The 11,977-nt window shown below is 72.7% G+C and carries 11 protein-coding genes and 1 riboswitch; of the genes, 4 read left to right on the forward strand and 7 right to left on the reverse strand.

All coding sequences use genetic code 11. The features are described from left to right. Positions 1-35 precede the first annotated feature (35 nt). Together AC5L3C_RS14035 and trpS are read right to left on the reverse strand one after the other, a co-directional pair. Complete coding sequence (locus AC5L3C_RS14035; RefSeq protein WP_125504617.1) at positions 36-614, reverse strand: 2'-5' RNA ligase family protein; 579 nt, start codon at positions 612-614, stop codon at positions 36-38. A gap of 188 nt (positions 615-802) precedes the next feature. Continuing rightward, complete coding sequence (trpS, locus tag AC5L3C_RS14040; RefSeq protein ID WP_493649295.1) at positions 803-1,816, reverse strand: tryptophan--tRNA ligase; 1,014 nt, start codon at positions 1,814-1,816, stop codon at positions 803-805. A gap of 89 nt (positions 1,817-1,905) precedes the next feature. On the opposite strand from trpS, the gene AC5L3C_RS14045 reads away from it, so the two are divergent. The 3 genes from AC5L3C_RS14045 to AC5L3C_RS14055 all read left to right on the forward strand — a co-directional run bounded on the left by AC5L3C_RS14045 (position 1,906) and on the right by AC5L3C_RS14055 (position 4,248). Next, entirely contained in the window at positions 1,906-2,508 is a 603-nt protein-coding gene (locus AC5L3C_RS14045) for an RNA polymerase sigma factor (protein ID WP_493649296.1), read from the forward strand. Further along, positions 2,501-3,388, forward strand: coding sequence for a hypothetical protein (locus tag AC5L3C_RS14050; protein WP_493649297.1), 888 nt, complete (start codon positions 2,501-2,503; stop codon positions 3,386-3,388). The genes AC5L3C_RS14045 and AC5L3C_RS14050 overlap by 8 nt, the downstream gene beginning before the upstream one ends. A 131-nt stretch (positions 3,389-3,519) precedes the next feature. Continuing rightward, complete coding sequence (locus tag AC5L3C_RS14055; protein ID WP_493649298.1) at positions 3,520-4,248, forward strand: hypothetical protein; 729 nt, start codon at positions 3,520-3,522, stop codon at positions 4,246-4,248. Between the two features lie 62 nt (positions 4,249-4,310). Here the strand turns inward: AC5L3C_RS14055 and AC5L3C_RS14060 are convergent, their stop codons facing one another. The 3 genes from AC5L3C_RS14060 to pdxR all read right to left on the reverse strand — a co-directional run bounded on the left by AC5L3C_RS14060 (position 4,311) and on the right by pdxR (position 8,197). Next, on the reverse strand, positions 4,311-5,792 hold the full coding sequence (locus AC5L3C_RS14060; protein ID WP_493649299.1) for a glycine hydroxymethyltransferase: 1,482 nt from the start codon (positions 5,790-5,792) through the stop codon (positions 4,311-4,313). Beyond that, a riboswitch (ZMP/ZTP riboswitch) is annotated at positions 5,792-5,898 on the reverse strand. Its footprint overlaps the gene before it by 1 nt. 113 nt (positions 5,899-6,011) lie before the next feature. After that, a complete protein-coding gene (locus AC5L3C_RS14065) occupies positions 6,012-6,656 on the reverse strand; it encodes a dihydrofolate reductase family protein (RefSeq protein WP_493649300.1) in 645 nt (214 codons plus the stop codon). A gap of 143 nt (positions 6,657-6,799) precedes the next feature. Further along, positions 6,800-8,197, reverse strand: coding sequence for a MocR-like pyridoxine biosynthesis transcription factor PdxR (gene pdxR, locus AC5L3C_RS14070; RefSeq protein ID WP_493649301.1), 1,398 nt, complete (start codon positions 8,195-8,197; stop codon positions 6,800-6,802). Between the two features lie 46 nt (positions 8,198-8,243). Between pdxR and AC5L3C_RS14075 the strand changes: the two genes are divergently transcribed. After that, positions 8,244-8,744, forward strand: a complete 501-nt coding sequence (locus tag AC5L3C_RS14075) for a carboxymuconolactone decarboxylase family protein (protein WP_493649302.1) — start codon at positions 8,244-8,246, stop codon at positions 8,742-8,744. A gap of 92 nt (positions 8,745-8,836) precedes the next feature. Here the strand turns inward: AC5L3C_RS14075 and AC5L3C_RS14080 are convergent, their stop codons facing one another. Together AC5L3C_RS14080 and AC5L3C_RS14085 are read right to left on the reverse strand one after the other, a co-directional pair. Beyond that, entirely contained in the window at positions 8,837-9,823 is a 987-nt protein-coding gene (locus tag AC5L3C_RS14080) for an ABC transporter substrate-binding protein (protein ID WP_493649303.1), read from the reverse strand. A gap of 103 nt (positions 9,824-9,926) precedes the next feature. Continuing rightward, the gene (locus AC5L3C_RS14085) at positions 9,927-11,945 is read right to left on the reverse strand and encodes an ABC transporter permease (protein ID WP_493649304.1); all 2,019 of its coding nucleotides are present in this window, start codon (positions 11,943-11,945) and stop codon (positions 9,927-9,929) included. Positions 11,946-11,977 lie beyond the last annotated feature (32 nt).

Here is an 11,977-nt window from a genome sequence, read left to right on the forward strand (position 1 = left end):
GCGGGGGAGCCGCTGGTGCGGGACCGGCGCGGGGGTCAGCGCGCGGAGACCGATCCGCGGTCCACGCTGCCGCCCTGCGGGGGCACCACCACGGAGCCGAAGGGGAACTCGCGCAGCTTGCGCCACACCCCGTCGGTGCCCTGCTCGTACAGGGCGAAGCCGGTGCAGGCCCACTGCGCCTCGTAGTCCGCGAGGTCCTCGTAGGCACGGTCCATGGCCGCCTCGTCGATGCCGTGCGCCACGGTGACGTGCGGGTGGTAGGGGAACTGCAGCTCGCGGGCGACGGGCCCGGAGGCGGAGCGGACCTGCTTCTGCAGCCAGGTGCACGCCGCGCCGCCCTCGACGACCTGGACGAACACCACCGGTGTCAGCGGCCGGAAGGTGCCGGTGCCGGACAGCCGCATCGGGAACGGGCGGGCGGCCGCGGCGATCTCGCTGAGATGCGCCTCGACGGCCACCAGGTCGGTGTCGCCGATCTCGGTCGGCGGCAGCAGGGTGACGTGCGTGGGGATGCCGTGGGCCGCGGCGTCGCCGAAGCCCGCGCGCAGCTGCTGAAGCCGGCTGCCGTAAGGCTCCGGGACCGCGATCGACACGCCGATCGTTACGGTCCCCACGTCGTCTCCTGTCGTTGTCGGTGGTGAAGCGTGGTGGTGAAGCTGCGGGGGGCGCCGGGTGACCGTCGTGACGGTCACCCGGTTATCGACTGTACGGCCACGGCCCGGATGCGGGCAGGCGCAACCGGAGTGATGTGCGGCGCTGCGGGGTGGTACGGATCGCCCCCGCGGTCCGGTTCAGCGCCGGTTCAGTGCTTGGCGGGCAGGAAACCCACCCGTTCGTACGTCTGCGCGAGGGTCTCCGCGGCGACGGAGCGTGCCTTCTCCGCGCCCTTGGCCAGGATCGAGTCGAGCGTCTCGGGGTCGTCCAGGTACTGCTGGGTGCGCTCCCGGAACGGGGTGACGAAGTCGACCATGACCTCGGCGAGGTCGGTCTTGAGCGCGCCGTAGCCCTTGCCGGCGTACCGCTGCTCCAGTTCGGGGATGTCCGTCCCGGTGAGGGTGGAGTAGATCGTGAGCAGGTTGCTGATCCCGGGCTTCTCCACGACGTCGTAGCGGATCACCGTGTCGGCGTCGGTGACGGCGCTCCTGACCTTCTTGGCGGTGGTCTTCGGCTCGTCCAGGAGGTTGATCAGGCCCTTCGGCGTGGAGGCCGACTTGCTCATCTTGACCGTCGGGTCCTGAAGGTCGTAGATCTTCGCCGTCTCCTTGAGGATGTACGGCTTCGGGACGGTGAAGGTCGCGCCGAACCGGGTGTTGAACCGCTCGGCGAGGTCGCGGGTGAGTTCGATGTGCTGGCGCTGGTCCTCGCCCACCGGCACCTCGTGGGCCTGGTAGAGCAGGATGTCCGCGACCTGAAGGATCGGGTACGTGAACAGTCCGACGGAGGCGCGGTCGGCGCCCTGCTTGGCGGACTTGTCCTTGAACTGGGTCATGCGGGAGGCCTCGCCGAAGCCGGTGAGGCAGTTCATGACCCAGGCGAGCTGGGCGTGCTCGGGCACATGGCTCTGGACGAAGAGCGTGCAGCGGTCCGGGTCCAGCCCGGCGGCCAGCAGCTGGGCGGCGGCGAGCCGGGTGTTGGCGCGCAGCTCCTTCGGGTCCTGCGGAAGCGTGATCGCGTGCAGGTCGACGACCATGTAGAACGCGTCGTGGGTCTCCTGCAGGGCCACCCACTGACGGACGGCGCCGAGGTAGTTGCCGAGGTGGAACGAGCCTGCGGTGGGCTGGATTCCGGAGAGCACGCGAGGTCGGTCAGTCGCCATGCCCACCATTCTCTCAGGTTCCGGGAGGGGGTCGGGAACCGACCGGAAACAGGTGGGAACCGATCCGTGCCCGGCGGTGTAACAAGGGTGTGAGAACGCGGGAGGGGGGCCGCATCGTCGATGAGGTCGCGGTGATCGCCCGCGTACGCGCCGGGGAGCCGGAGGCGTACGCGGAGCTGGTGCGGGCCCATACAGGCATCGCGCTCAGGGCGGCCACCGCGCTCGGGGCGGGGGCGGACGCGGAGGACGTGGTGCAGCAGGCCTTCGTGAAGGCGTACTGCGCGCTGGGCCGGTTCCGGGACGGCATGGCGTTCCGGCCGTGGCTGCTGTCGATCGTGGCCAACGAGACGAGGAACACAGTGCGCGCCGCGGTGCGGCGCAGCACCCTCGCGGGCCGCGAGGCGGCGCTCGCGGAGTCGGCGCCGGTGATACCGGAGTCGGCCGACCCGGCGGTGGCGACGCTGGAGACCGAGCGCCGCGGAGCGCTGGTCGCCGCCCTGGAGAAGCTGAGCGAGGAGCACCGGCTGGTCGTCACCTACCGCTATCTGCTGGAGATGGACGAGCGGGAGACCGCCCAGGCCCTGGGCTGGCCCCGCGGGACGGTGAAGTCCCGACTGAACCGCGCCCTGCGCAAGCTGGAGCGCCTGCTGCCGGACTTCCGGCCCCGGGAAGGGGGTGAGAGGCGTGAGTGAGCGGACCGACGGTGAGCAGTACGACGGTGACGCCGAGCGGCTGCGGGAGGAGCTGCGGGCCTTCGGCCGGTCGCTGGACGGGCCGGACGGGAGCGCGGGGTCCGAGTCGATGGTCGAGCGGGTGCTGGGGCAGATACTCGCCGAGCGACTGCCGGTGCCCGTCGCCGAGCCGACGGGTGCCCGCGGCCGGATGCGGGTGATGCGCCGCTGGACGCGGGCGCGGTGGCGGTCGCTGGTGGCGGCGGCGTGCGGGCTGCTGACGGTGCTGGCGCTGACCCCTCCGGTGCGGGCGACGGTGACCGACTGGTTCGGCTTCGGCGGCGTGGAGGTGCGGTACGACCCGTCGGCGGTGCCCTCGCCGGGTGCGCGGGTGCCGGGCTGCGGGCGGTCGCTGTCGCTCGGCGAGGCGGAGCGGCGGGCCGGGTTCGCGCCGCTCGTGCCCGAGGCGCTGGGCGCGCCGGAGGCGGTGACGGTGAGCGGGCTGCCGCGGGGGCGGTTCGTGGTGAGCCTGTGCTGGCGGGAGGAGGGGCGGACGATCCGGCTCGACGCGTTCCCGGGGCGCCTGGACATCGCCTTCACCAAGAGCGTGCGCGAGCAGCCGGAGTGGCTCTCGCTCGGCGGGGAGGACTCGGAGGCCGGCGTCCCGGATCCGGTCCTGTGGTTCGCGCGGCCGCATGTGCTGAGCTTCTGGATGGTCGACACCGACGGTCACCGGTACACCCGGGCGGAGCGCACGGCGGGACCGACGCTGCTGTGGGGCCACCGGGGTGCGGCGGACGGCCGGGGCGTGGCGGGGGACGGGGTGACGCTGCGGCTGGAGGGGGTGGCGTCGAAGGCGCGGGCACTGGAGATCGCGAAGACGGTGGAGGTGCCCCGGTAGCCGGGTGCTCCGGGTCGCCGGGAATTCGTGCCGGGCGGGTGGGAACCCCGGCGGGTCGGGCGGTGTACCAGAAGTGACAGGCGGCCCGTGGGCGGGCCGCACGGGGATCGACCGGCCGAGTGGGGGTCCGGATGCGTGGCTGGAAGGGCAGGGTTCGACAACTGACGGCGGGAGTGGGCGCGGTGGCGGCCGCGCTGGCGCTGGCGTTGTGGGGAGCGTCGCCGGCGTCCGCCGGGGGGCCGACGAGTGTGCTGGTGGTCTCGGCGGAGAGCGAGGAGACCGCCTCGCTGTACTACTCCGACAAGGGGTACGGCGAGCTGGAGCGGCTGCTCGGCCCGGTCGGCGAGGGCACCAGGGAGCGGCCGCCCGAGGCGGTCTCGGCCTCGGCCCGGATGATCACCGTGAGCTGGCTGGTGCACGACGTGACACCGTGGCGCGTGGACCGGGTCTTCCTGGGCGAGACGGGCCAGGACGTGTGGATACACACGGCGTCCCAGTTCAGCGAGACGCCGAACGGGCTCTGGCACCGCGCCAAAGACGCGGCGAACGTGCACAAGTTCATGTTCGATCTGGGCGTGATGGGCGAGACGACCGGCTCGCCGGCCGGGATCTACCCGGCACCGTGGGAGAAGCTGCCGGGCCGCACGGCGGCGGACCAGGACGGGGACGAGGCGACGGCGTCGCCCGAGCCCCGCGCCGCGGCGGCGACGGGCGGCGGCACCGACTGGTGGTGGGCGATACCGGGCGTCGTGGCCGGAGCGGGGGCGGCGATGGTGCTGCGGCCGTATGTGACGGGGTGGCCGCGCCTCGGCCGGCGCAAGGACGATCCGGGGCCGAGGCAGGAGCTGCTGGACCTCTGAGGGCTGCGGACGGCGGCCCGGTGGATGACCGGACCGCCGTGGGCCGCCTGCGGAAGGGGCGCTCAGCCGAGGTCGATCTCCGGGTAGAGCGGGAAGCCGGCGACCAGGTCGGTGGCGCGGCGGGAGATCTCGTCGGCGACCTTCGCGTCGAGGACGTGGGACGCCTTGGAGGGAGCGCCGGACTTGGTGGTGCCGGGCTCCGCGGTGGTCAGGACGCGGTCGATGAGGCCGGCCACCTCGTCCATCTCGGCGGTGCCCAGGCCGCGGGTGGTCAGCGCGGGGGTGCCGATGCGGATGCCGGAGGTGTACCAGGCGCCGTTGGGGTCGGCGGGGATGGCGTTGCGGTTGGTGACGATGCCGGAGTCCAGCAGGGCCGTCTCTGCCTGGCGGCCGGTGAGGCCGTAGGAGGTGGCGACATCGATCAGGTTGAGGTGGTTGTCGGTGCCGCCGGTGACCAGGGTGGCGCCGCGGCGCATCAGGCCCTCGGCGAGGGCGCGGGAGTTGTCGACGATGCGCTGGGCGTAGTCCTGGAAGGCGGGCTGCCGGGCCTCGGCGAGGGCGACGGCCTTGGCGGCCATGACGTGCGGCAGCGGTCCGCCGAGCACCATCGGACAGCCGCGGTCGACCTGGTCCTTCAGGGAGTCGTCGCACAGCACCATGCCGCCGCGCGGGCCGCGCAGCGACTTGTGGGTGGTGGTGGTGACGATCTGCGCGTGCGGGACCGGGTCGAAGTCGCCGGTGAGGACCTTGCCGGCGACGAGACCGGCGAAGTGCGCCATGTCGACCATGAGCGTGGCGCCGACCTCGTCGGCGATCTCGCGCATGATCCGGAAGTTCACCAGACGGGGGTAGGCGGAGTAGCCGGCGACGATGATCAGCGGCTTGAACTCGCGGGCGGAGACGCGCAGGGCCTCGTAGTCGATCAGGCCGGTGGCCGGGTCGGTGCCGTAGGAACGCTGGTCGAACATCTTGCCGGAGATGTTCGGGCGGAAGCCGTGGGTGAGGTGGCCGCCGGCGTCCAGGGACATGCCGAGCATGCGCTGGTTGCCGAAGGCGCGGCGCAGGTCGGCCCAGTCTTCCTCGGAGAGGTCGTTGACCTGGCGGACACCGGCCTTCTCCAGGGCGGGCAGCTCGACACGCTGGGCGAGGACGGACCAGAAGGCGACGAGGTTGGCGTCGATGCCGGAGTGCGGCTGGACATAGGCGTGGCGGGCGCCGAAGAGCTCCTTGGCGTGCTCGGCGGCGAGCGACTCGACGGTGTCGACGTTGCGGCAGCCGGCGTAGAAGCGGCGGCCGATGGTGCCCTCGGCGTACTTGTCGCTGAACCAGTTGCCCATCGCGAGGAGGGTGGCCGGGGAGGCGTAGTTCTCGGAGGCGATCAGCTTGAGCATCTCGCGCTGGTCGGCGACCTCCTGGCCGATGGCGTCGGCGACGCGCGGCTCGACGGCGCGGATCACGTCGAGGGCGGAACGGAAGGCGGTGGAAGCGGTGGAGCGGGGCTCGGCTGACATGACGGACCTCCGGACGTGGCGTTCAGCGTTCACGGTACGGCCCAGGCGCACGGCACATGTCCGGTCCCCGGGGTGGGCGGGGGCGGGGGCCGCTTCCCGATGGTTGCTCCATCCCAGCACGCCAGTCACGGCCCGGGGTCAGGGTACCGGGCGGCACGGAGTGCCACAGGCGGCGTCCACCATCCGGGCCACGCCGTCCGCCCGTGGCACCCCGGCCGAAGGGAGGTGTCCTCCCTTGTCATGTGCGCCTTGTCATTTCCGCCAGAACAGGTGGTGGGTCACACCGCTCGGGCTGGGCACGACCTCGAGGTGGAAGCGGTCGCACAGGTCCTCGGGCGACTCCCACAGGCGCAGTCCGGAGCCGAACGTCACCGGCGCCACCGCCACATGCAGGGTGTCGACCAGGTCGGCGTCGAGGAATTCCCGGACGGTGGTGACCCCGCCGCCGAGCCGGACGTCCTGGCCCTGGGCGGCCTCCCGCGCCCGCTCCAGGACGGCGTGCGGGCTGCCGGCGACGAAGTGGAAGGTGGTGTCGGAGAGGGTGAACGACGGGCGCTCGTGGTGGGTCATCACGAACACCGGGGTGCGGAACGGGGGCTCGTCGCCCCACCAGCCGCGCCAGTCGTGGTCCTGCCAGGGCCCGCGCTGCGGGCCGAACTTGTTGCGGCCCATGATCTCGGCGCCGATGTTGCGGGCGAAGTCGCGGGTGAAGTAGTCGTCCAGGCCGCGGCTCCCTCCGGGTTCGGTGCGGTTGGGCCAGCTCGCGGTGGCGCCGGCCCAGGAGAACAGCCGCTCGGCGCCGGGCAGGCCGAAGGGGTTCTCCAGGCTCTGGTGCTCACCGGCGGCGACGCCGTCGCTGGAGACGTTGAAGTTCATGACCCTCAGCAGCTGGTGCATCTCTGCTCCCGTCCGGATCTCGCGCACGCCCCGTGCGGCGATGCGCTCCTCATACCGACGTCGAACGGGAGGGGGGCCGGATCGACACCCGACCGGGGTTTTTTCGCGCGGCGTCCCGCGGCGGCGACGTTCCCGCGGCCGTCCTACGGCAGCGCCCGGCACAGGGCCTCGAGGGTGCTCGTCCAGGCGTGGTCCGGTGGCGTCCCGTAGCCGACGACCAGGCCGTCGCCGGGGGTGGCGTCGGCGGCGGGGTGGCGGAAGGCCGAGAGGCCCTGGACGGCGAGGCCCTGCCAGGTGGCCGCCTGGACGACGGACCGTTCGGTGCCGGGCGGGAGGCGCAGCACCGCGTGCAGGCCCGCCGCGATGCCGGTGACATGGACGTCGGGGGCCCGTTCGGCGAGGGCGGCGACCAGGGCGTCGCGGCGCCGGCGGTAGCGCAGGCGGGCGGCGCGGACATGGCGGTCGTAGGCACCGGAGGTGAGGAACTCGGCGAGGGCGAGCTGTTCGACGACGCCGACGGACCGGCCCGCCCCGTGGGCGGTGACCTCCGGCACCAGGGACGGGGGCACGACCATCCAGCCCAGGCGCAGGCCGGGCGCGAGGGACTTGCTGGCGGTGCCGAGGTAGACCACGTGGCCGGGGTCGAGGTCCTGGAGCGCGCCGACGGCCTGGCGGTCGTAGCGGAACTCGCCGTCGTAGTCGTCCTCCAGGACCAGGCCGCCGGTGCGGCGCGCCCAGTCGATCACGGCGGCGCGGCGCTCCGGCCGCAGGGCGCCGCCCAGCGGGAACTGGTGGGCGGGGCTGAGCAGCACCGCGGCCGCGTCGCCCGGGTCCTGCGCGCGGGTGCCGGAGGCGTCGAAGGGCAGCGGGGCGGTGCGCAGACCGGCGCGGGCGACGAGATCCCAGTGGGCGTCCAGCCCGTAGGACTCCACGGCGAGGGTGTCGGCGCCCCGGGCCCGCAGCACGTCGCACAGCAGCCGGAGGCCGTGGGCGAAGCCGGCGCAGACGACGAGACGTTCGGGGTCGGTGCGCACGCCCCGGACCCGGGCGAGGTACTCCGCGAGGGCCGCGCGCAGTTCGGGGCGGCCGCGCGGGTCGCCGTAGCCGAAGGCGTCGTGGGGGGCGGTGGCCAGGGCGCGCCGGGTGGCCTTGAGCCATTCCGCCCGGGGGAAGGAGGCGAGGTCGGGGGTGCCGGGGATGAGGCTGTACGGGAGCCGGCCGGGTGCCCGCCCCGGGGCGGCCGGACGGGCGGGCGGGGCGGGCACCGCCCGGTCGGCGACACGGGTGCCGGAACCCTGCCGGGCGGTGAGCCAGCCCTCGGCGACCAGGTCGGCATAGGCGTCGGCGACGGTGTTGCGGGCGATGCCGAGGTCACCGGCGAGGGAGCGGGAGGAGGGCAGCCGGGTGCCCGGGGAGAGCCGGCCCGTGCGGACGGCCTCGCGCAGGGCGTCGGTCAGACCCCGGCGCAGACCGGGGCCCGAGGGGTCGATGTGGAGGTCGATGCCCAGACCGGCGCGTGAAGTGGCCCAGCGTTCCGCCATGGAAATGGACCATACTCCTGGGCTGCCCCGCTCCTAGGGTCGAGGCATGACCGACATGGAAACGACCACGACGTACGCCGCCGAGCAGCCCGTCCGGCTGGAGTGGGCGCTGCACGCGCCCGAGGTCTACAAGGCGATGGTCCGGCTGGACTCGGCCGCGAAGAAGGGCCTGGACCCCAAGCTGTACGAACTGGTGAAGATCCGCGCCTCCCAGATCAACCACTGTGCCTTCTGTCTCGACATGCACACCAAGGACGCGCTCGCGGCGGGCGAGAGCGTGGAGCGGATCGTGCAGCTCGCCGCGTGGGAGGAGTCGCGGCACTTCTACACGGAGAAGGAGCTCGCGGCGATCGAGCTGACGGAGGCCGTCACCGTCCTGACCGACGGGTTCGTGCCCGACGAGGTGTACGAACGGGCCGCCAAGGCCTTCGACGAGGCGGAGCTGTCCCAGCTGATCGCCGCGATCACGGTGATCAACGCGTGGAACCGGTTCGGTGTGACCTGCCGCAAGACGCCGGGCCACTACCAGCCGGGGCAGCACCGCTGACGGCCCCGCGCCGTGGGACGACGAGGCCCCTCGCTCACCGTGCCGGGTGAGGGAGGGGCCACTCGTGTCGGGTGCGGGCCGCCCGTGTCAGATCAGGGCAGCCACTTCTTCCAGACGTCCTCGTTGGCCTTGACCCACTTCTCGGCGGCGGCCTTCGAGCTCATCTTCTCGCCGGCGATCATCGCGGCGACCTCGTTCTGCTGCTCGGCGGTCCAGTTGAAGTTCTTCAGGAACTGGGCCGCGTCACCGCCGTCCTCGGCGAAGTCGGCGTTGAAGTACTTCTGCAGCGGGGTCTGGGCGTAGGCGCAGGCCACCTTCTCGGGGTCGGCGTCGCAGCCCTCCTTGTACTCGGGCAGCTTCACCTCCACCAGGTCGATCTGGGCGTTCAGCCACTGCGGGGTCCACCAGTAGGTGATGAACGGCTTCTTGGCCTTGTAGTTCTCCCAGATCTGGGTGATCTGGGCGGCCTCGGAGCCGGCGTAGACCGTCTTGTAGTCCAGGTCGAGGTTCTTGATGATCGCGTCGTCGTTGGTGGTGTACGACGGCGAACCCTCGAGGAGCTGGCCCTTGTCACCGCTCTCGGCGGTCTTGAAGAGGTCCTTGTACTTGTTGAGGTTCTTCCACTCGGTGATGTCCGGGTGCTCGTCGGCCAGGTACTTCGGCACGAACCAGCCGATGTGGCCGACCACACCGAGGTCGCCGCCCTCGACGACGGTCTTCTTGTCGTTGACGTACAGGTCGACCTTCTTCGGCGCGCCGCCCCAGTCCTCCAGGATGGCGTCGACCTTGCCGCTGTTGAGGGCGTCGAAGGCGACCGACTCGTCGAGCTGGGTCAGTTCGGCCTTGGTGTCCAGCTCGTTCTCGAGGATGTACTGGGCGACGGCGGCGTTGGCCTCCGCGCCGACCCACGACGGCACGGCGATGGTGACCTTGTCGGAGGAGCCCTTGGACGACGAGGAGCCGGTCTCGGCGGCGCCGCAGGCGCTCAGCGTGGTGAGGCCGAGGGCGACGGCCGCGGCGGCCGCGGCCCGGACGAGGTGCTTTCTGCCTCTGCCGGGCCGGGCGTTCGAGTTGTTCATGGTGTTCCTCCGCATGTGCGATGTCTCATTTCGGTCGGACGGTCGGACGGTCGGTGCCGGGCCGGGGTGCGGGGCCGCGGCCCCGGGGGCGCCGGGGTGCCGGTCAGGGCGAGCCGGTCGTCTCCCGGGTGCGCTGGGTCGTGCGGTCCAGGACGAGGCCGAGGAGCACGATCGCGACGCCGGCGGTCAGACCGGTGCCCAGTGCGCTCTTCTGCAGGCCGTAGACGACGTCGTAGCCGAGGGCGCCGGAGCCGACGAAGCCGCCGACGATGACCATGGCGAGGACGAGGACGACACCCTGGTTGAGGGCGAGCATGAGCGCCGGACGGGCCAGCGGCACCTGGACCTGGCGGATCTGCTGGAAGGTGCCGGCACCCAGGGAGCGGGAGGCCTCCAGCGCCGCGGGGTCGACCTGCCGCAGGCCCTGCGCGGTGATCCGGACGACGGCGGGCAGCGCGTAGAGCACCGCCGCCGCGACGGCGGCGGAGCGGCCCACGTTGAACAGCGCCACCACCGGGATCAGGTAGATGAACTGCGGCAGGGTCTGCATGGTGTCGAGCACCGGCCGCAGCAGCCGTTCCACCACCGGGACCCGGGCGGCGGCCACGCCGACGACGAAGCCGAGCACGAGGGTGACGACGACACCCGCGATGGCCTGGGACAGCGTGTCGAGGGAGCTGTCCCACACGCCGATGACGCCGAGACCGGCCATGGAGACGCCGGCCGTGGCCATGGCGCCCCAGCCGCCCGCCAGGAGGCCCAGCGCCGCGGCGAGCAGCACCAGGAGCCACCACGGGGTGGCGGTCAGGCCGTCGCGGAGCGGGTCGAGCACCCAGGTGGTGAAGCCGTCGGCCCAGGTGCGGGTGCCGCCCAGGACGGGCACACCCTCGGCGAGGTGGCTGGTGAACCAGCCCATGGCCCGGTTGACCGGCTCGGAGATGTCCACGACCCACAGCTCGGGCCACTCCTCGATGAGCAGCAGGGCGCCCGTGACGGCGACCACGGTGCCCGCGCCGGCCGTCAGGCTCCAGCCGCGCCAGCCGTGCAGCAGACGGAGCGGGGACGGGCCGGAGCCCTCGCCGAGCCGGTCGCCCGCGGCGGCGGTGACGCGGTCCAGCCAGACGGCCAGCAGGACGATCGGGATGCCCGCGGCGAGCGCCTCACCGACGTCGACCGTGGACAGGGCCTGGAAGACCTCCTCGCCGAGGCCGCCGGCGCCGACCACGGAGGCGATGGTGACCATGGACAGGGCCATCATGATCGTCTGGTTGAGGCCGAGCAGGATCTCCTTACGGGCCAGCGGCAGCCGGGCGGTCGCCAGCCGCTGCCACGGACTCGCCCCCAGGGACTTGGCGGCCTCCATCACGCCCGCGTCGGCGCCGCGCAGGCCGAGCGCGGTGAGCCGGGCCATGGGCGGGGCGGCGTAGATGATCGTGGCGATCAGCGCGGAGGGCACGCCGATGCCGAACAGCAGCACCAGCGGCAGCAGATAGGCGAACGCCGGCATGATCTGCATGGTGTCCAGCGCCGGGCGCAGGATTTTCTGGAAGCGGTCCGACAGGCCGCCGCCCAGGCCGAGCAGACCGCCGATGACCGCGGACACGGTGACCGCGACCGCCATGAGGGCGAGGGTCTCCATGGTGGCTTCCCACATGCCGAGCACGCCGCACAGCGCGAAGGAGCCCAGCGTGACCGCGGCGAGCTTGGCTCCGCGCCGGCTCCGCAGCCCGCCGACGCGCCAGGAGAACAGGACCGCGGCCACCGTCACGGGGAACCAGCCGACGGTCAGCAGCAGGTCGGTCATCCAGCTGACGGAGTCGTCGGCCCAGTTGCTCAGGTGGAGCAGGAAGTAGAGGAAGACCGGGTTGGTCTCCCGGTTGCGCACGACCCAGGCGTAGGCGTCGTCCAGCGGTGTCTTGACGTCGACGGTCAGGTCGGACGGCCAGGCTCCGCTGCCCCACAGGGCCGCGGCGACCGGCACGAGCACGACCGCGGCGACGCCCAGCGGGGCCAGGAGGCGCAGCAGCGGATGGGCCGGGCGGGCGCGCGACGCCGGCGGCGTCTCTTCCTCGGCCGGTTCCCTGGACGGGGAGGGCGGGGCGGGGGTGGTGACGGCACTCATGCGCGACACCCCCGGGCGGTGGTTCTGACGCC

Source organism: Streptomyces speibonae (assembly GCF_984686075.1).